Origin of the sequence: Nocardia sp. NPDC059236, assembly GCF_042754085.1 — a bacterium.
In the GTDB taxonomy this organism is placed as follows: domain Bacteria; phylum Actinomycetota; class Actinomycetes; order Mycobacteriales; family Mycobacteriaceae; genus Nocardia.
This window is the reverse complement of record NZ_JBHZAF010000013.1, coordinates 91,926-110,523: the sequence shown is the minus strand read 5'-3', so window position 1 is coordinate 110,523 and position 18,598 is coordinate 91,926. Positions and strand designations below refer to the sequence as shown.

Here is an 18,598-nt window from a genome sequence, read left to right as displayed (position 1 = left end):
TGCTTTCCGGTGCAGTCCGCAATGCGCTCGCCCGTGCACGCCCGATCATGGGCTCAGTGCACGGTTTGCCAGTCAGCCTAGAGATAGGCACCGACGGTTACGAGCGACGTTGCGGGAGGACTGGACTACTTCTTGTCGAGGCGCAGCACCTTGGTGCGCAGCACCGACTCGTTCAGGCCCAGCTGGCGATCGAGTTCGCTGACGGTCTCGGACTTGGCGGTCAGGGTGACGACCGCGTAGATGCCCTCGGCCTGCTTGGCGATCTCGTAGGCGAGACGACGGCGGCCCCAGATGTCGACGTTGTCGACCTTGCCGCCCTCGGCACCGACAACACCCAACATGTTGTTCAGGTTCGGGCCGACGGTGCGCTCGTCCATTTGCGGATCGAGAATAACCATCACTTCATAATGACGCACGGACCTCATCACCTCCTGTGGACTGTGAACGGCCCACGGACTGTCCGTGGGCAGGAGGGTTCGTTGCGTCAGCAACCCGACAAGGCTACATGAGGGAACGCGGTGCTCCGCGCCGGGGTATCGAGGCTCTTGCTCGCGTGTTCACGTCGGCGGCGGCCGGGCGATAGATAGGCATGGCCTGCGAAATCGGGCCAGTCCCGAGCTTGAACACGCGGACACGCCGAAGAGAGACCTATGGTGGTGCGCATGCCGAACCGACCTGTCGCCAGCGCAGCGGTCGCTCACCGCCGCGAGGTGGGCCGGTCGATGATCGCGGTCACGTCGACGCTGGTGTGCGGGGTCACCCTGCTGATCGCGTATGTGAACAAGGCGCGGTGTGCCGGTGGGCCGTTCGAGGAGTCGGGTCGCAGCGCCATTTTCGATGTCATCAAGGACTCGAATGTCTGCTATTCCGATATTCAGTACCTGTGGCTGGGCCGCGGCATCAATGAACACGTCTTTCCGTATATAACGGGCGGCATCACACCCGATGGCCAGTTGACCGGCGGCGCGGTCGAGTATCCGGTGCTGAGCGGTCTGCTCATGTGGATCGGCGGCATCGGCGCGCACACCGATGCGGACTTCCTGCTGCGCTCGGCGCTGCTGCTGGCCCCGTTCGCGTTGCTCACCGCGTATCTGCTGGCCCGGATGGCCGGTCCGGCGGCGCTGCTGTGGGCGGCCGGTCCGCCCCTGGTGCTCTATGCCTTTCACAATTGGGAACTGCCGGTGGTGGCCACCGCGGTGGCCGCGTTCTACGTGATGACCGTGCTGACGCGATATTCCCTGCGGGACCGGGCGATAGCCGCGGCGGTATTCCTGGCGATCGGCTTCTGTTTCAAGCTGTATCCCGGAATCTTCGTGCTGCCCTTGCTGATCTACGTGCTGCTCGGTGAAAACCCGCTGCGGGAGCGGCGATTCGATGTGCGCGGCGCGCTCATGGTGGCCGGCACCGCTGTCGGCACGGTGGTCGCGATCAATCTGCCGTTCGCGCTGGCGGGTTATGACGGCTGGCGGGCGTCGATCACCTTCCAGCAGCTGCGGCAGGCCGACATCACCACGAATTCCATCTGGTACTGGGGTTTACGCCCGTTGTTCGCCCAGACCAGCGAGGGCGAGTCGACGTTCCAGGCCGTGGTGTCGGCCGCCTCGCCGCTGCTGGTGCTGGGGTCCTTCGGGCTGGCCTGCTGGCTGGGCTGGCGGCGGTATCAGCTGGCGGGGGTGTATCCGTGGATCGGTGTCAGCGGCGCCATGCTGTGTGGATTCCTGTTGTTCCACAAGGTGCATTCGCCGCAGTACACGCTGTGGCTGATCCCGTTCCTGGTGCTGCTGGAGGTGCCGTGGAGCTTGACCGTCACCTACCTGATGGCGGACGCGTGTATCGGGATCGGCGTCTTCCGCTACTTCTATGCCCTGGGTGCGGGCCGTGATGCCGGATTCGAGCAGAACATCGTGCAGATCGGCGTGTGGGGCCGGGCCGCGCTGCTGGTGGTGTTCTTCTTCCTGTTCGTGACGGCGCGGGCGCGGTCAGCCGGCGGGCTCGGTGTTCCGGGCGCGGAACGCCTTGCTCTTGGCCCGGTTTCCGCAGACCGCCATATCGCACCAGCGGCGCGAACCGCCGCGTGAGGTGTCGATGTAGAGGCGGGTGCAGGCGTCTCGCCCGCATTCCTTGATGCGGTCCCGGTCGGGGCTGCCGAGCAGTTCGATGGCGGAGCGTGCGATGGCCGCGAGCGCGGAATCGAGTGTCCCGCCACGGTGCACGCTGCCGTCGGCGCGCAGGGTGAGCTCGGGCGGGGTGTCGTGAGCGTGCCGGTTGACGAGTCGCCGGTCGGCGTCGGCGGCGGGTTCGCCGTCGAGGGTGGCCAGCATCAGCCGCCAGGCGGCCTCGCGTAGCTTCACGGCCCGCGCGAGGGCACCGGTGCAGTCCGGTGCGGTGTCGAGGATGCCTGCCGCCGTTACCCATTCGGCGAGTTCGTCGTCGCTGCTGAGCCTGTCGATGAAGGTGGTGCGTCGTTCCTGAGCCGTACCGATGAAGTTCAGCGCGAGATTGCCGCTGACGAACAGGTGCGGATCGGCGAAGGTGGACATGTCCTCATAGTAACCCCCTTGACAGGTTATTCAAGAAGGTGTCACGGTATAACCACCTGAACCGGTTAGCGGCGTGGAGGAATCATGGACAACCGGCTTTTCGAAGTGGCGGGCCCGCCGGCCCTCATCCTCATGTGGAGCAGCGCCTTCATCGCCGGCATCATCGGCGTGGGCGCGGCGCCGCCCATGCTGGTGCTGTTCGCCCGCTTCGGCATCGCCGGCCTGCTGCTCATCGCGTATGCCCTACTGGCGCGGGCGGTCTGGCCGCGCGGCAGGGTCCTCGCGCACACGCTGGTGGCGGGCCTGCTCATGCAGATGGTGCAGTTCGGGGCCTTCTACACCGCCATGCACGAGCACGTCACCGCCGCCGTCATCTCCCTGGTGCAGGGCCTGAGCCCGGTGGTGATCGCCGTATTCGCCGGTGGCCTGGGCGAATCCGTGAGCGCCCGGCAGTGGCTGGGCTTCGGGGTCGGCGGTCTGGGGGTGGGCCTGGCGGTGGTCGATCAGTCCAGCTTCTCGCTGGTGGGCCTGCTGCTGTGCGTGGTGGGCCTGCTCGGCCTCAGCCTCGGCACCGTGTACCAGAAGCGCTTCACCCCCGCGATCGATCCGCGCGCCGGCACCGCCCTGCACGTGGCGGTCAGCGTGCCCTTCGCGGGCGCGATGGCCGTGGCGGGCGGCGACTTCCACATCGCGGACCCGGCCCGTTTCGCGGGTTCCATGGTCTGGATGGTGCTGGTGAATTCCATGGGAGCGTTCCTGCTGCTGAACACCATGCTGCAGCGCTGGGACACCACCCGCGTCAGCCGCTTCTTCTTCGCCATCCCGGCGGTGACCGCGGTGATGGCCTGGCTCGTCATCGATCAGCCGTTGCGCCCGTTGACAGTTGCGGGTCTGGGCGTGGGACTGGTCGGCATGGTCCTGGCCTCCCGTCGCGCCACACCGAATCCCACCCAGGCCGAGCCCGAGACTGCCCGCCGCCACCTCTCGATGCCGCAGCCCGCGCGGGTGTGACCATCGTAGGAAAGCCCGCCACACGCGCTGGTGTGGCGGGCTTTCCTGTCTCGGTGGATCAGCCGACGGGGGTGGGCTCCAGGCCTGCGGGTTCGTCGTCCTCGTCCTCGTCGGACTCGGCCTGCTCGCGCCGGTTGCGGATCACGCTGGTGATGAACGCCGCTCCGATGAAGGCCACGCCGACCAGGCCGCTGATCACCTCGTTGACGTGCACGCCGATGGTGATCAGCAGGATGACCGCCAGTGCGCCGATGGCCCAGAACGCGCCGTGCTCGAGGTACACGTACTCCGAGAGCGTGCCCTTGCGCACCAGGTAGACGGTGATGGACCGGACGAACATGGCGCCGATCAGGCCCAGGCCCAGGGCGATCAGGATCGGGTCGGAGGTGATGGCGAACGCGCCGATCACGCCGTCGAAGGAGAACGAGGCGTCGAGCACTTCCAGATACAGGAACAGGAAGAACGCGGCCTTGCCGGTCGCCTTCACGATGGCCGAGGGCCCGCTCGCGGCTTGTTCTTCGGCGTGTTCCTCGGCATGGAAGAGCGAGCCGAGCCCGTCGACCAGGATGTAGGTCATCACGCCGAGGATGCCGGCCAGCAGCACGGTGGACCGGTCGTCGTCGGCCGCGATGAATTCCGCCGCGATAACGATGCCGCCCAGGGTGAGCACCACCGCGAGCATGTCGAGTTTGCCGAGCTTGGCCAGCGGGCGTTCGATCCAGCCCAGCCAGGTGACCTCGCGCTCCTCGAGGATGAAGTTGAAGAACAGCAGCAGCAGGAACGCGCCGCCGAAGGCCGCGATCTGCGGGTGCGCGTCGGTGAGCAGCTTCTCGTAGGAGGGGCTGCCGTCGGCGAAGGTGAGGGCCCCGTCGGCGGGCGGGTTCATGGCCAGGTCGAAGGCGCGAACCGGGTTGAGGCCCGCGGTGATCCACACGATGGCCAGCGGAAATACCAGGCGCATACCGAAAACCGCGATGACCACGCCGACGGTGAGGAAGATCCGTTGCCAGAACTCGCTCATCCGCTGCAGGATGCTGGCGTTGATCACCGCGTTGTCGAAGGACAGCGAGACCTCGAGGACGCCGAGGATGGCGCACAGCAGCAGGGCCGTGGGACCGCCGTACACGAGGGCCGCGAGCAGCGACAGTACGGTGACGATGATGGAGAGGCCGAATATTCGCACCGCAGCGGGCCTTTCGTTGTGCCGGGTCGTGGATGGGGTCGGCGGACACACGAAGAGGGCTCGTGCGACCGAGCCCTCTTCGTGTCGCTAGTTGTTCGATTCAGACATTGACGCCGAAGTCGCGAGCGATGCCCGCGAGGCCGGAGGCATAGCCCTGGCCGATCGCACGGAACTTCCACTCACCATTGTTGCGGTAGAGCTCGCCGAACACCATGGCGGTCTCGGTGGACGCGTCCTCGGAGAGGTCGTAGCGGGCCAGTTCGGCGCCGTTGGCGCGGTCCACGACCCGGATGTAGGCGTTGCGGACCTGGCCGAAGCTCTGGCCGCGCGAGTCGGCGTCGTAGATCGACACCGGGAAGAAGATGGACTCGATGGCCGGCGGGGTGTTCGCCAGGTCGATATTGATGACCTCGTCGTCGCCCTCGCCCTCACCGGTCAGGTTGTCACCGGTGTGCACGATGGTGCCCTCCGGGGACTGCAGGTTGTTGAAGAAGATGAAGTGCTTGTCCGACAGCGCCTTCTTCTCCGCGCCGGTCGCGATGGCGCTGGCGTCCAGGTCGAAGTCGGTGCCGGTGGTGGTCCGGACGTCCCAGCCGAGGCCGACGGCCACCTGGGTCAGGTTCGGAGCCTGCTTGGTCAGTGAAACGTTGCCGCCCTTGGACAAACTGACACCCATTGCGGGAATCCTTCCGTTGTAGCGCGTTTGAAGTGTTTCTTGGCTAACGGCGTGTCCTGCGTGTCGGTTCCGCCGCCTCGACAGTAATGGTTTTCCCAAGTCTTGGGTAGGGAAGGGTCAACCCTGGCGTGCGGAAGCAACTGTCATCTGACAGATTTTCACAACGCCTCGTCGTTGTCGCCCCGACGAGCCGCTTCTCCTACCATCGGGGGCGTGGCAGGCCGTCGACGCGGATGGTTCCGGACACCCCGGAACAACGAATGGGTGCAGCAGGCCCGGCAGGTACTGACGACAGCATTCCTGGATATGGACCAGCGGCAGACCATTGCCGAGGCCGCCGTCACGGCATCCGCCGCGCTGTTCCCCGAGCGCGGCATGGCCGCGCGCTGGGAACCGGTGCGCGCCCGCTGCTATGACGCCTCCGGCGCCTACCTCGCCCTCAATGACCGCCTGGAGCAGGCCGAACGCGAGGACGGCGGCCCGGTCGCCCAGCCCGAGATCGACACCGTCATCCGGAGACTCGCCGACGCCGCGCGCGGGGTCGACGAGTTCTACCGGGGCAATCAGCCCCACCTCGAGCATGCGGTCGCGGTGTACGGCTCGGTGCCGCAACTGGTCTCGCAGGTGCGGGCGCAGGCGGCACAGCTGCGACAGGCCGCCGACGCCTCACCCCACGCCGCCTACCCCTCGATCCGGCAATGCGCGGCCGCCGTGGATGAGGGACTGCTCACACTCGAGGCCGCGGTCGCCACCGGCGCCGGCGGCGCCACCCGCGACGCCGCCACCCGGCTCGAGACGCTGAACCGCGACCTGTCCACCGCCCTGGAAGCCGCACCCGGCAAACAGCATTCGGCCACCACCGCCCTCGCCTCCGCCGCCACCCGGCTCGACGCCGCTCGCAACCGCCTGGACCGCATCGCTCCGGCCATGTCGGCGCTGCTGCGGGAATTCGCGGCTGCGTCGTCGAACGATTTGGCCAACAATGAGCGACAAGCCCGGGAGGCCGTCGCGGCCGCCGACGCGGATCTGGCCCGCGCCCGGGCCGCCCTGGCCAACCACGACCCGGAGGACGCGCTCGACCTGACCACCACCGCCCGCGCCCACCTCGCCACCGCCGAGGAGCGCGCCGAGACCGTGACCGATCGGCTCGCCCTGCTGCGCGCGGTCCGCGACCAGCCGGCCGACCGCGCCAAGGCCGTCCGCTTCAAGCTGCGCGACGCGCAGATGCTCGCGGTCAACAAAGGCGTGGTCCCGCAATGGGGTTCGGTGCTCGACGCCCAGGCGGAACGCCTGGATCGCGCGAGCGCGGGCCTGACCGGACGCCACCCCGACTACTGGGCCTACGTGTCCGAACTCGACGCCATCTCCGCGTTCGTCGCCGGAGTGGTCGAGCGCATGCGAAATACCGACAGATAGACAGAAAGTCAGCAGGAGGACGACCGCGACGATGACCGCGATGATCACCAGCGATCCGGATGTCGCCCCGGTCTCCCTGCGGAAACGCTTCCCGCTGCGGCATTTCCGGCAGGTGCCGGGCCCGGAGCTGCGGCGGCTGTTCCACCGGCTGCCCGAACCCTTCGGCGGCTCCGTCGACCGCCACCTGCTGGCCATGGCGCTGGGCGCGACCCTGTACGTGCCCGCCACCCGGCCCGATCTGACCGCCACCATCCTGCGCCGCGCCGAACGCGGCGTGTGCTCGATGGTCATCGACCTCGAGGACGCGGTCGCCGACCACGCCGTCGAAGCCGCGAAATGGCAGGCCGCCCGGACCGTCGGCGAACTGGCCGGCAGCGGCGAGGCCTACCCGCTGCTGTTCGTGCGGGTCCGCGACCCGCACAGCATCGGCGAGATCGCCGACCGGCTCGGGCCCGGGGCGGCGGCGCTCACCGGCTTCGTGCTGCCCAAATTCGACAGCTCCTGCGCGGCCGACTACCTGCACGCGCTGGGCCTGGCCGCACAGCGCCTGGGCCGCACCGTCTTCGGGATGCCGGTGCTGGAATCCCCCGCACTGGTTCATCGCGAGACCCGCGACCGCGAACTCCGCCGCATCGGCGCGCTGCTCGCCGAGCACCGCGAACGGATTCTCGCCGTGCGGATCGGGGCCACGGACATGTGCTCCACCTTCGGGATTCGCCGCGACCGCGACCTCACCATCTACGACGTGCGCGTGGTCGCCGACGTGATCGCCGACATCGTCAACTACCTGGGTCGCGCCGACGGCACCGGCTTCACCATCACCGGACCGGTCTGGGAGTACTTCGCCGACCACGCCCGCATGTTCCGGCCGCTGCTGCGCACCTCGCCGTTCGCCGAGGTGGACGCCGTCCCCTTCCGGCAGTCGCTGGTCAGCCGCGATTTGGACGGGCTGCTGCGGGAGATCACCCTGGACCGCGCCAACGGGATCCAGGGCAAGACCGTCATCCACCCCTCGCATGTGGCCGTCGTGCACGCCCTCTCGATCGTCACCCACGAGGAATACGCCGATGCCGTCGACATCCTGAGCACCGCCGCGGGCGGTGTCGCCGCCTCCGAGTACCGGAACAAGATGAACGAGATGCGCCCGCACCGCAGCTGGGCGCACCAGATCATGCTGCGCGCCAAGGTCTTCGGCGTCGCCAATCAAGGAGTCTCCTTCGTGGACCTGCTCAAGGCCCTGGTCGAATCGTGACCGCCGATCCCGCCCTACCCTGGGCCACCCGGCACCTCGGGCTCACCCTCCGCCACACCGATTCCGCACTGCTGGAACCCGACTGGCGCATCGACACGCTCGTCGAACCCGGCCTGCGCCGCAATCCTCGCCGCGCGCACCTGCTGGTCTCGACCGTGCTGGGGAAACACCTCCCGACCGACCCGCATCGCGTGCTCGACGCGGGCAACCGGCTCGGCGACCTGGTGCGCGAGCTGCTCACGGGAGATGTTGCGTCGCAGCGGAATCGGCCGGTCACTGCCGCGGTGGTGCTGGGCTTCGCCGAAACCGCGACCGGACTCGGCCACACCGTGGCCGCCCGCCTCGGCGCGCGCTGCTACCTGCACTCAACCCGCCGCGACGTGCCCACCGCCGAGACCCTCGCCGGTTTCGAGGAGGGCCACTCGCACGCCACCTCCCACCTGCTGCAGCCGATGCCCGCCGCGATCTTCCACAACGACCTGCCCATGGTGCTCGTCGACGACGAGATCTCGACCGGCGCAACCGCTCTGGACGCCATCCGGGCCCTGCATACGCACACTCCCCGCAGCCGCTACATCCTGGCCTCGCTGGTGGACATGCGCACCGAGGCAGACCGCCGCGCCTTCGACACGGCGGCCGCTGGACTCGGCGCCCGCATCGACACCGTCTGCCTGGCCAGCGGCAGCACCCGCCTGCCGGCGGGCCTGATCGACGCCGTCACCGCCCTGCCCGAACCGGTACTGAACCCGATCGCGGATCGCACCGGCGCCTGCCTCCGCGTCGAACTGCCCTGGCCGCACCAGGTTCCCGAGGGCGGCCGCCACGGTTTCCTCGACTCGGATGCCGCGTCCTTCGATGCGGCGCTCAGCCACGCGGTGGCCGAGCTGACCCGTGCCCTCACGACAGTGACCGATGCGACGGACCCTCGGCGCCCGGTGATCGTCATCGCCCACGAGGAACTCATGTACCTGCCGCTGCGTATCGCCGCAGCACTGGCAGACCGTGGAATCCCCACCCGATACCAGACAACGACGCGCTCCCCCGCCTATGTCCTGGACGAGGCGGGTTACCCGCTGCGTCGTGGATTCCGTTTCACCGCACCAGAACTCGGTGAGGCAAGCCCGCGCTTCCTCTACAACGCGCGCTGGCCGGGCACCGAGACCGCCGCCGACCCGATCCTGCTCGTCATCATCGACAGCCCGGCGGACACCGAAAAGCTCACGGCTGCCGGTGGACTCGTCGATGTCCTGACGGCGTCGGGCGCAGACGTGCTGCTGGCCGTGCTCCCCGACGCGGACCCTCGCGCCCTCGCCGCCGCCCGCTCGAGCCATGCGCCGGAGCTGCCGGAACCGTTGTACGGGCCGGAGTTCGGGTCGTATGCGCGGGATGAGGTGGCGTGGCTGTTGACCGATCTGTCCGGGGTGGCGCTGGAAGCCGATGTGGCGGAGCGAGAACGGCGGATTCAGGCGGGGGTGGCGCATTACGCGGAGTCGCTGCCGGTGGAGTATCAGCCGGACGCGGCGTATCGGGAGTTGTTCGAGCGGGTGCTGGCGGAGAGCGCCGAGCGGCTGGCGCTGGCGGTGGCGACGGTGTCGGAGTTGGTGATCAGCGAGCGGGGTCGCGACGTGGTGCTGGTGTCGCTGGCTCGGGCCGGGACGCCGGTGGGGGTGCTCATGCGGCGCTGGCTGGGGAGCCGGGGGATCGAGGTTCCGCACTACGCGGTGTCGATCGTGCGGGATCGGGGGATCGACGCGACGGCGCTGGATTATCTTGCCCGGCATCATGATCCGGCGCAGGTCGTGTTCGTGGACGGATGGACCGGCAAAGGCGCGATCACCCGGGAACTGACCGCCGCACTGGATGCCCATCACGCGGCGGGCGGGGCGCGGTTCGACCCCGACCTCGCGGTGCTCGCGGATCCGGGCAGCTGTGTGCGGACCTACGGCACCCGCGACGACTTCCTGATCGCCTCGGCCTGCCTGAATTCCACTGTGTCGGGACTGGTTTCGCGCACCGTGCTCAATGCCGGCCTGATCGGGCCGGGACAGTTCCACGGGGCCAAGTTCTATCGCGAGCTCGCGGGCCAGGATGTGTCCGGCCATCTGCTCGACACCGTCAGCGCCTGCTTCGACCGGGTGCGGCCGCTGGTGGACGCGGGGGTACGCGACCTGCAAACCGCTGACCGGACCCCGACCTGGGCGGGCTGGGAGTCGGTGGAGCGGGTGCGGGCGGCCTACGGGATCTCCAGCGTGAATTTCGTGAAACCCGGTGTGGGAGAGACGACCCGGGTGCTGTTGCGCCGGGTGCCGTGGCGGGTGCTGGTGCGGGATCCGCACGCGGCGGAACACGCCCATATCCGCCTGCTCGCCGCGGCACGCGGCGTGCCGGTCGAGACGGTACCGGATTTGGCGTATGCCTGTATGGGCTTGATCAAGGAAGTGAAGGGGTAGCCGGTGCGGCAGCACGGGATGATGGTGGCGACGGATCTGGATCGCACGGTGATCTACACGCGGGCGGCCTTCGGGAACACCGAACCGGACACGGTGTGCGTGGAACACCATGAGGGACAGCCACTGTCGTACATGACGGTCGTCGCGGCGCAGCGGCTGAGCAGGCTCGCGTCGGCGGCGGCCGTGGTTCCGGTCACCACCCGCACCATCGAGCAGTACCACCGGGTCCGGCTGCCCGGCGGGCCCCTGCCCTACGCAGTCACCAGCAATGGCGGCACCATCCTGCGCAACGGGCTCCCCGACCGGCGCTGGCGTTCCGCGCTGGACGCGCGGGTGCGCGCCGAATGCGCCACCCTGGTCGAGGTGCGCACCGAACTGCGTGCGCGCGTGGACGAATCCTTCGCCCTGCGCCTGCGCGAGGCCGACGACCTGTTCTGCTATCTGGTGGTGGATCCGCAGCGGGTGCCCGCCGGCTTCCTCGCCGACTGGGACGCCTGGTGCCGCCCGCGCGGCTGGACGGTCTCCCAGCAGGGCCGCAAGATCTACACCATGCCCGCGCCGGTCTGTAAGAGCCGCGCGGTGCAGGAGGTGCGCCGCCGCCTGCTCGACGCCGGCGAACTGCATCCCGAATCGCGCCTGCTGGCCGCGGGTGACGGTGCGCTCGATGCCGAGATGCTGCGCACCGCCGACGTCGCCATCCGGCCCCGCCACGGCGAACTGGAACAACGGAACTGGAACCACCCGCGCGTGGCCGTCACCGCGGCGTCGGGCATCCGCGCCGCGGAGGAGATCCTCGATTACTTCCTGCGGGTCCGGTCCTGATCAGCGCCAGCCGGCCAGCAGGGTGTTCGCCGCCTCGGTGAGGGCGCGCTGCAGGAACGGGCCGAAACTGACTCGCGCCACGCCGAGTTCGGCGAAGTAGGCGGGCGAACCCTGATCGGGCAGGCCGATGGCATTGACCGGCAACGGCAGTTCCGAGGTCAGCGTGCGCTGCACGTCCGGCTCGTGCCGGCCCACCGGGTACAGCACGTCCGCGCCCGCCTCGGCGGCCAGCCGCAGCCGGGTGAGCGCGCTCTCCAGTCGCTCCTCCGGGGCGCCGGTGTCCGGGCGCAGGAAGACGTCGGTGCGGGCGTTGATCACCACGTGCACGCCGGTGGCGTCCGCGGCGGCGCGCAGCTCGGCGACCAGGTCGGCATGCTCCTGCGGGGTGCGCAGCCGCCCGCCCTCGCTGTGCACGGAGTCCTCGAGATTGAAGCCGATCGCGCCCGCCTCGAGCAGGCCCTCGATGATCCGGGAGGGCTTCTCGGCGTAACCGGACTCCAGGTCGACCGACACCGGAATGTCGACGGTGGCGGTGATCTCCCGTACCCGGCCCAGCACCTCGGCGAAGGTCATGCCCTCCTGGTCGGGCTTGCCCATGGAATCGGCGAGCGGGTGGCTGCCGATGGTGAGCGCCCCGAATCCGGCGTCCTGCACCAGTTTCGCGGACCAGGAATCCCAGACCGTCGGCAGGATCACCGGATTCCCGGGCTGGTGCAGGGACAGGAACGTCGTGGCTTTCTCAGCGAGACTGGTCATGATCTCGATTCTCGGTCAGGGCGCGGACTTTGGCGACTGCCCGCGCCGCTTCGGGTCCGGTCGCGCTGACTTCCAGCCGCTGGCCGGGATGCACGCCGAGGGTGAGCACCCGGGTCAGGCTGTCGCCCGGGACCGGACCGGCGCCGGTGGTGGCATTGCGCAGGGCCACCACCGCCTCGACCTCGCGCAGGGCCGAGACCAGCTCGGCGGCTGGGCGGGCGTGCAGGCCGTGTTCGTTCGTCACCTCGATGATTTCGGTGATCGCCGAATCATCCACAGGCTGCACAGCTGTGGATGACTGTGGATCGCCGGGGAGGCCGGTGCCGGCGGAGTCGCCGAGCTGCGCGTGTTTGGCGGCCAGGGCGTTCCCGGCCTCCCGCGCGACCGCGTCCAGATCGCCGCCACCACCGGCCGCGGCCAGCGCCGACACCAGGCCCTCGACCAGCGGTCCGGCGGAAAGTCGCACGGCGACGGGGGATTCGAGCAGATCCCGCGCGGTCTCGGCGGACAGCACCGCGCTGCCCAGATCCATCAGCACCAGGACGCCGTCCCCGGAATCGGCGGCGGTGATCGCCTCGGCGACAGCGACGGCGTCCGTGCCCAGTTCGGTGCCGGACAGTCCCGCCGCGATCCGGACGGGCACGCCCTGATCGGGCAGCAGCCCGGCGGCCATCGCCACCGCGGCCTCGGCCAGCGCCCGGCTGTGCGAGACCACCACCAGGCCGATCATCGCAGCGCCTGTCCGGCGGCCCGGACCAGCAGCGCCGCACTGGTGGCACCCGGATCCTGGTGTCCCGCACTGCGTTCGCCCAGATACGAGGCCCGCCCCTTGCGCGCGACCAGTGGCGTGGTGGCGTCCCGACCGGCCTCCGCGGCGATCACGGCGGCATCGAGAGCCTGCTGTGCCGACCCGCCACTCGCCACTTGCTTCTCGAGGACGTCGGCCGCAGGTCCCAGCGCATCGACCATGGTCTTGTCGCCGGGCTCGGCCTTGCCGCGCGCGATCACACCGTCCAGCCCGGCCCGGAACGCGCGCGCGAAATCGGCTATATCGGAACCATTTTCGATCGCCGCGGCGAAGCGAAGGAAGAACGTCCCGAACAGGGGACCGCTGGCACCGCCGATGGTGCGGATCAACACCATGGCGGTCTGCTTGCAGATCTCCCCGGGACTGCCCGGAGTCGAATCATCCAGCGCCGCAACGGCTGCCGCCATGCCACGCTGCATATTCGTGCCGTGATCGGCATCGCCGATCGCCGCGTCCAGCGCGGTCAGCTCGGTGGCGTTCTCGTCGACCAGCGCCGCGAAATCGCGCACCCACGCGGCCGCGTCCACCGCCGCCATCAGATCCCCCACCGCAGCGCCGGAGTCCGCACGGGCGCGTCCCACAGCGCTGTCAGCTCCTCGTCCAGCCTGGTCAGCGTGATCGAACAGCCCGCCATTTCGAGCGAGGTGAGGTACGGGCCGACCAACGAGCGCTCGACGTGGATCCCGTGCCCGCGCAGGATCTGCGACACCTCGTCGAACATCACATACAGCTCGATGAGCGGCGTGCCGCCCATCCCATTGAGGAAGCACAGCACCCGATCACCCTGCGCGAAGGGCAGATCCGCGAGGATCGGCTCCAGCAGCATCTGCGCCACATCCCGCGCCGGGGCCAGCGGCACCCGCACCCGGCCAGGCTCGCCGTGAATGCCGATGCCGATCTCCATCTCGTGCTCGCCCAGCTCGAAGGTCGGATGCCCGACCGCCGGGACCGTGCACGAGGTCAGCGCCATGCCCATGCTGCGCGACCGCGCGTTCACCGACTCCGCGACGCGCGCCACCTCCGCCAGCGGCCGGCCCTGTTCGGCGGCCGCGCCCGCCATCTTCTCCAGGATCACCGTGGCACCCACCCCGCGCCGCCCGGCGGTGTACAGGCTGTCCTGCACGGCCACATCGTCGTTCACCACCACCGACCGCACCTCGGTACCGGTCTCGGCGGCCGCCAGCTCGGCCGCCATCTCGAAGTTCATGACATCGCCGGTGTAGTTCTTCACGATGTGCAGCACACCCGCCCCGGCGTCCACCGCTGCGGTGGCGGCCTGGATCTGATCGGGCACCGGCGAGGTGAAGATCTCCCCCGGACAGGCCGCGTCCAGCATCCCGAGCCCGACGAACCCGCCGTGCAGCGGCTCGTGACCGGAACCGCCGCCCGAGACCAGGCCCACCTTGTCCGGAACCGGCGCGTCTGCACGCACCACGATGCGCTGTTTCACATCCACCCGCAGTTCGGGATGCGCCGCGGCCAGGCCGGCCAGCGCGGCAGCCACCACCTCGGCCGGATCATTGATGAGCTTCTTCACCGAATTCTCCCCTCGGAAGGCCGGTTCGGGTCCCTGCGAGCCAGACTCGCACCGCCGGTGCGGCTTTGGTGGCGATTCCGGCTAATGCTGTGGCTCGGCAGGCTCCTCCAGCGTGCGGGCCAGCTCGATATCGGTCACCAGCTGGACCATCAGATCCCGCAATTCGCAGTCGGGCAGGTGCTCGGCCGCGAATTCGAACGGCTCGGACACGTCCAGCCCGCCATGGGTGGCGGCCAGGATCACCCAGGGAATCCCCACCTCGGCCACCCCGAGCCGCTCCCGGATCAGGTCGGTGGTGTCGTCCACCAGGTCGGCCCGGGCGGCCACCGCGGCCGTCATCTGCTCGTCCAATTCGGCGCGGCGGCGCTCCAGCAGCCCGGCATCGGCGCCCGCCTCCTGCATGGGAGTGGTACGCACCGACCCGTCCTCGTAGACCTGGAAGCCCTCGTTCACGCAGATGGTGCCCAGCTTCACCTCGGCGTCGGCCAGGTCCGGCAGGGTGCGCAGGCAATCCAGCACCGCGTCCAGGGCCGCCACCAGGCGGTCGCGAATATCGCGGCGGCGCACCAGCTCCCGATCGGCGTCCTCCCGCTCGGACAGCACCTGCTCGACCGCGCGGCCGATCTGAAAGGCCATGGCGGTGGACTCGGGGGCCCAGCCGCCGCTGGGGACGTACTCGCCACGCTTGGGGGTGATGGTGTCCAGGAAGGCGTTCACGGCATCGAGCAGGTCGCGCAGCTGGTCTCGGGACACGGCGGGGTGCCGGAAGGCTCGCAGATACTGTTCGTGCGCTTCCGCGGGATCGACCTCACCGTCGCTCACCCAGCCGATACTGCCACGCCGTCCGGGCATCCCCGGACACCACCGCAACCACGCCGCAGGTCCGTGTCGCCATGTTCTCGTAGAGTGGCAACGACAGCACCGACAACGAAGGGTCGATCTTGTCCGCAGTTTTGGTGAAGGGCCAGAACGGCCCTCTGAGCGTCCATGATCTGGTGATCAGCGTGCAGGTGGGCGCACCGGCCGACCTGTCCGCACTGCTGGTCACCACCGCAGGCACGGTGCGCTCCGATGCCGATTTCGTGTTCTTCAACCAACCCTCCGGGCCCGGTGTGACCCTGCGGCCGGGCCCGCCCGGTCGGCCCGCCGTCCTCGCCGTGTCGCTGGACGCGATTCCCGCTGATATCGAACAGCTTCGGGCCGTCATCACCCTCGACGACGCCACCGCCAGCTTCGGACAGCTGCCCGTGCCGGTCGCGCAGGTCAGCGATGCGGCCGGAAACGCGTTGTACGAGTATCGGATCGAGGGCCTCAGCAGCGAATCCATCGTCATCGCACTGGAGTTGTACCGGCGCCAGGGCGGATGGAAGGCCCGCGCCGTCGGACAGGGCTACGCGGGCGGATTCGCCGCGCTGGTCACCGACCACGGCGTCCAGGTGAACGAGGCCCCGCAATCCCCCGCGCCGTCCCCCGCCCCGCCGTCCCCGCCCGCCCCGGAGCAGTTCGCGTCCGCGCCGCAGCAATTCACCTCCCCGCCACAGCAATTCGCGCCCGCGCCCGAACAATTCGCGCCCGCGCCGAACGGATACCCGGCCCCCGCGCCCACCGGCAACTACACGCCGACCGGCGGCTACCCGCCGCCCGCGCCGGGACAGGGTTATCCACAGCCCACCGACCAGTACCCGCCGGCCGGGGGCTATCCGCCGCCGCCCGCGCAATACGCGCCCGCCGGCGGCTACCCGCCGCCCGCACCGACCGAGCAGTACCAGCCCACGGGCGGCTACCCGCCGCCGACGGGCACGGGGTATCCGCCTCCGGGACAGTCGTATCCGCCGCCGCCCGCCTACCAGCAGCCCGTCGGCGACTTTCCCCCGCCGGTCGGCGGTTACTCGCGGCCGGCGCAGGAGGATCGCGATCTGCCGGTCGGCCACGCCGTCAGCCTGGTCAAGGGCCAGCGCATCAACCTGCGCAAAGAAGGCGGCAGCGCACTGGGTTACGTGAAGATGGGCCTGGGCTGGGATCCGGTCAAGCGCGGCGGCATCTTCGGCAACAAGTCCGTCGACGTGGACCTGGACGCCTCGGTGGTGCTCTTCGCCGACCACAGCCCCGTCGATGTCGTCTACTACGGCAGCCTCAACTCCAAGGACGGGGCCATCCGCCACCAGGGCGACAACCTGACCGGCGAGGGCGACGGCGACGACGAGGAGATCATGGTCGATCTCTCCCGCATCCCGGCCCAGGTCACCACGCTGCTGTTCATGGTGACCTCCTACAAGGGCCACACGTTCGAGCAGATCGCCAATGCCTACTGCCGCCTGGTCGACAGCGCCACCAACGCCGAACTCGCCCGCTTCACCCTCGCGGGCGGCATGTCCTTCACCGCCATGGCGATGGCCAAGGTGTACCGCCCGGCCCCGGGCGCGGACTGGAAGCTCCAGGCCCTCGGTGAGGGATTCCAGGCCAAGCACCCCGGCGAGGCGGTGCCGCAGCTGGCCCGCTTCCTCTAGGGCACCGGCATCGGCTGCCTGGGCCGTAGCAACGGCGGCAACCAGGCATGCGAAGGATCCGGGGCGCGGTCGACGATGCCGCCCCCCGGATCGTCGGCGCCGTCGCGGCGCACCGGATCCTCATCCGGACGGTAGATCTGCCGGATCACCAGGACGCACAGCCCGATCACCGCCAGATCGCGCAGCACCACCGTGCCGGTGAACCACTGCTCGGGCAGGCCCTTGTGGTCCTGGCCCAGGTAATAGAACATGCGCGGCACCCAGACCAGGGCGTCGATCGTCATCCACGCCAACAGGATTCGCCGCTCCGGCAGGGCCAGCACCGCCAGCGGCACCAGCCACAGCGAATATTGCGGGCTCCACACCTTGTTGGTCAGCAGGAACGCCGCCACCACCAGGAATGCCAACTGCGCCAGGCGCGGCCGGCGCGCCGCGGTCAGGCCGATCCAGCCGATGCCCGCGCAGGCCGCCAGGAACAGCAGCAGCGACACCGCGTTCAGCACCGTGGGTGCCTGCTGCGCGCTCAGTATCCCGTCGAAGCCGGTCCAGCCGGTGAACGAGGTGATCACGTTGTAGACCGAATCCGGGTCGGCATGCCGTTCGGTATTGAGCCGGAAGAACTCCCACCAGCCGTTCGGATACAGCGCCGCGATGGGCGCGTTCACCGCCAGCCAGGTGATGGCCGCCGCCGCGATGGCCCCGCCCGCCGCGCGCAGCGGGCGGATGCCGCCCCACGCCGCCTCGTCCTCACCGAGTCGCTCGGCGCGGGCGCACAGGATCAGGATCGGCCCCAGCAGCAGCAGCGGATACAGCTTCGCCGCCCCGCCCAGGCCCAGCAGTATGCCCGCCAGCACCGGCCGCCGTCGCGCCCAGGCCAGCAGCCCGCCCGCCGCGAAAGCCGTTGCCAGCGTGTCGAAATTGGTGAACGCATGCACCAGCACCAGCGGCGACAGCGCAATCAGCGCGGCGTCCCAGACCCGCCGCCCGGCCGTCAGCGCCGTCGCCCAGATGGTCACCAGCCAGGCCAGCGACAGCCCGATGGCCACCACATCGAAGTAGATGACCACCTCGAGCGCCTTGTGTCCCGGCAGCGGAGACAGCTTCCACGCCTTGGCGATTCCCATGGACACGTACTGGTACAGGCCCGACAGCACCGGATACTCCATGTACCGGACCTGCGGGCGGCCGTCGGGGAACTCCACCCACTGCTTCTTGTACGGGAAGGCGCCCTCGTTGAGATGCTCGGCCCCGTACAGCGGCACGGTGTCGGAGTAGCACATGGCGATGTACTGGCGGCCGTTGTTCCAATCCAGGCCCATGACGCCGTTGGCGTCGGGCCGCTGCTGGATGCAGCCCGCCTTGCCGAACCAGCTGAACGCCAGGAACAGCACCGCGAACGCCATCAGCACCCGGATGGGGGTCCAGAAACGCACCCGGCCGATCACCGCGTGGTCGCCGACCGGCCCGCCGATCAGATCGCAGAGCTGCGCGGTCAGCGTATCGGTGCGACTGGGCTTGTCCCGGTCGTCGGCCGACCGCAGATCGGCCGCCAGCGGTTCCGGCGACTCGTAGACCACCGGCGTATCGCGCTGTGCGCCAGCATCCTCCACTCCAGCTGCCTCCCCCGGCTTCAGCGCGTC

At 69.4% G+C, this 18,598-nt stretch carries 17 protein-coding genes; 7 read left to right on the top strand and 10 right to left on the bottom strand.

The annotated features are described in order from the left end of the window. Window positions 1-125: 125 nt before the first annotated feature. Entirely contained in the window at window positions 126-416 is a 291-nt protein-coding gene (rpsF, locus tag ACFXIV_RS30305; protein WP_083869414.1) for a 30S ribosomal protein S6, read from the bottom strand. A gap of 246 nt (window positions 417-662) precedes the next feature. Here rpsF and ACFXIV_RS30300 point away from each other — a divergent pair, with 246 nt between their 5' ends. Next, on the top strand, window positions 663-2,078 hold the full coding sequence (locus ACFXIV_RS30300; RefSeq protein ID WP_379400686.1) for a glycosyltransferase family 87 protein: 1,416 nt from the start codon (window positions 663-665) through the stop codon (window positions 2,076-2,078). Here ACFXIV_RS30300 and ACFXIV_RS30295 read toward each other — a convergent pair. Beyond that, on the bottom strand, window positions 1,980-2,540 hold the full coding sequence (locus ACFXIV_RS30295; RefSeq protein ID WP_379400685.1) for a CGNR zinc finger domain-containing protein: 561 nt from the start codon (window positions 2,538-2,540) through the stop codon (window positions 1,980-1,982). The two genes, ACFXIV_RS30300 and ACFXIV_RS30295, sit on opposite strands and share 99 nt — an antisense overlap. An 84-nt stretch (window positions 2,541-2,624) precedes the next feature. Here ACFXIV_RS30295 and ACFXIV_RS30290 point away from each other — a divergent pair, with 84 nt between their 5' ends. After that, on the top strand, window positions 2,625-3,551 hold the full coding sequence (locus ACFXIV_RS30290) for a DMT family transporter (protein WP_379400684.1): 927 nt from the start codon (window positions 2,625-2,627) through the stop codon (window positions 3,549-3,551). Window positions 3,552-3,609: 58 nt separating this feature from the next. Here ACFXIV_RS30290 and ACFXIV_RS30285 read toward each other — a convergent pair whose 3' ends face one another. Together ACFXIV_RS30285 and ACFXIV_RS30280 are read right to left on the bottom strand one after the other, a co-directional pair. Next, window positions 3,610-4,734 carry a DUF475 domain-containing protein gene (locus tag ACFXIV_RS30285; RefSeq protein WP_379400683.1) on the bottom strand — a complete coding sequence of 375 codons (1,125 nt, stop codon included), beginning with the start codon at window positions 4,732-4,734 and terminating at the stop codon, window positions 3,610-3,612. A gap of 100 nt (window positions 4,735-4,834) precedes the next feature. Then, the gene (locus ACFXIV_RS30280; RefSeq protein ID WP_379400682.1) at window positions 4,835-5,410 is read right to left on the bottom strand and encodes a TerD family protein; all 576 of its coding nucleotides are present in this window, start codon (window positions 5,408-5,410) and stop codon (window positions 4,835-4,837) included. A 213-nt stretch (window positions 5,411-5,623) separates the two neighbouring features. Between ACFXIV_RS30280 and ACFXIV_RS30275 the strand changes: the two genes are divergently transcribed. The 4 genes from ACFXIV_RS30275 to ACFXIV_RS30260 are packed head-to-tail and all read left to right on the top strand — an operon-like array spanning window position 5,624 to window position 11,350. Further along, the gene (locus ACFXIV_RS30275; RefSeq protein WP_379400681.1) at window positions 5,624-6,826 is read left to right on the top strand and encodes a hypothetical protein; all 1,203 of its coding nucleotides are present in this window, start codon (window positions 5,624-5,626) and stop codon (window positions 6,824-6,826) included. Window positions 6,827-6,866: 40 nt separating this feature from the next. Beyond that, window positions 6,867-8,078: an HpcH/HpaI aldolase/citrate lyase family protein gene (locus tag ACFXIV_RS30270; RefSeq protein ID WP_379400815.1), complete on the top strand. Its 1,212-nt coding sequence runs from the start codon at window positions 6,867-6,869 to the stop codon at window positions 8,076-8,078. Further along, complete coding sequence (locus ACFXIV_RS30265) at window positions 8,075-10,528, top strand: phosphoribosyltransferase (RefSeq protein WP_379400680.1); 2,454 nt, start codon at window positions 8,075-8,077, stop codon at window positions 10,526-10,528. The genes ACFXIV_RS30270 and ACFXIV_RS30265 overlap by 4 nt, the downstream gene beginning before the upstream one ends. 18 nt (window positions 10,529-10,546) lie before the next feature. Continuing rightward, the gene (locus ACFXIV_RS30260; protein WP_364609748.1) at window positions 10,547-11,350 is read left to right on the top strand and encodes an HAD family hydrolase; all 804 of its coding nucleotides are present in this window, start codon (window positions 10,547-10,549) and stop codon (window positions 11,348-11,350) included. Here ACFXIV_RS30260 and ACFXIV_RS30255 read toward each other — a convergent pair whose 3' ends face one another. The 5 genes from ACFXIV_RS30255 to ACFXIV_RS30235 all read right to left on the bottom strand — a co-directional run bounded on the left by ACFXIV_RS30255 (window position 11,351) and on the right by ACFXIV_RS30235 (window position 15,273). After that, window positions 11,351-12,109, bottom strand: a complete 759-nt coding sequence (locus tag ACFXIV_RS30255; RefSeq protein ID WP_379400814.1) for an isocitrate lyase/phosphoenolpyruvate mutase family protein — start codon at window positions 12,107-12,109, stop codon at window positions 11,351-11,353. Beyond that, window positions 12,090-12,836 carry an HPr family phosphocarrier protein gene (locus tag ACFXIV_RS30250; RefSeq protein WP_379400679.1) on the bottom strand — a complete coding sequence of 249 codons (747 nt, stop codon included), beginning with the start codon at window positions 12,834-12,836 and terminating at the stop codon, window positions 12,090-12,092. The genes ACFXIV_RS30255 and ACFXIV_RS30250 overlap by 20 nt, the downstream gene beginning before the upstream one ends. Next, window positions 12,833-13,450: a dihydroxyacetone kinase subunit DhaL gene (gene dhaL / locus ACFXIV_RS30245; protein ID WP_379400813.1), complete on the bottom strand. Its 618-nt coding sequence runs from the start codon at window positions 13,448-13,450 to the stop codon at window positions 12,833-12,835. Before dhaL ends, ACFXIV_RS30250 begins: the two co-directional genes overlap by 4 nt. Continuing rightward, entirely contained in the window at window positions 13,450-14,451 is a 1,002-nt protein-coding gene (gene dhaK / locus ACFXIV_RS30240) for a dihydroxyacetone kinase subunit DhaK (RefSeq protein WP_379400678.1), read from the bottom strand. Before dhaK ends, dhaL begins: the two co-directional genes overlap by 1 nt. 81 nt (window positions 14,452-14,532) lie before the next feature. Then, window positions 14,533-15,273, bottom strand: coding sequence for a hypothetical protein (locus ACFXIV_RS30235; RefSeq protein ID WP_379400677.1), 741 nt, complete (start codon window positions 15,271-15,273; stop codon window positions 14,533-14,535). Between the two features lie 119 nt (window positions 15,274-15,392). Between ACFXIV_RS30235 and ACFXIV_RS30230 the strand changes: the two genes are divergently transcribed. Beyond that, on the top strand, window positions 15,393-16,958 hold the full coding sequence (locus ACFXIV_RS30230; protein ID WP_379400676.1) for a TerD family protein: 1,566 nt from the start codon (window positions 15,393-15,395) through the stop codon (window positions 16,956-16,958). On the opposite strand, the gene ACFXIV_RS30225 is transcribed toward ACFXIV_RS30230, so the two are convergent. Further along, window positions 16,955-18,568, bottom strand: coding sequence for a glycosyltransferase family 87 protein (locus tag ACFXIV_RS30225; protein ID WP_379400812.1), 1,614 nt, complete (start codon window positions 18,566-18,568; stop codon window positions 16,955-16,957). The two genes, ACFXIV_RS30230 and ACFXIV_RS30225, sit on opposite strands and share 4 nt — an antisense overlap. Window positions 18,569-18,598: the final 30 nt, after the last annotated feature.

Coding starts and splice junctions, on each gene's coding strand:
- ACFXIV_RS30300 (WP_379400686.1), top strand. CDS start 663: ATGCCGAACCGACCTGTCGCCAGCGCAGCGGTCGCTCACCGCCGCGAG.
- ACFXIV_RS30295 (WP_379400685.1), bottom strand. CDS start 2,540: ATGTCCACCTTCGCCGATCCGCACCTGTTCGTCAGCGGCAATCTCGCG.
- ACFXIV_RS30290 (WP_379400684.1), top strand. CDS start 2,625: ATGGACAACCGGCTTTTCGAAGTGGCGGGCCCGCCGGCCCTCATCCTC.
- ACFXIV_RS30280 (WP_379400682.1), bottom strand. CDS start 5,410: ATGGGTGTCAGTTTGTCCAAGGGCGGCAACGTTTCACTGACCAAGCAG.
- ACFXIV_RS30270 (WP_379400815.1), top strand. CDS start 6,867: ATGATCACCAGCGATCCGGATGTCGCCCCGGTCTCCCTGCGGAAACGC.
- ACFXIV_RS30260 (WP_364609748.1), top strand. CDS start 10,547: ATGATGGTGGCGACGGATCTGGATCGCACGGTGATCTACACGCGGGCG.
- ACFXIV_RS30250 (WP_379400679.1), bottom strand. CDS start 12,836: ATGATCGGCCTGGTGGTGGTCTCGCACAGCCGGGCGCTGGCCGAGGCC.
- dhaL (WP_379400813.1), bottom strand. CDS start 13,450: ATGGCGGCGGTGGACGCGGCCGCGTGGGTGCGCGATTTCGCGGCGCTG.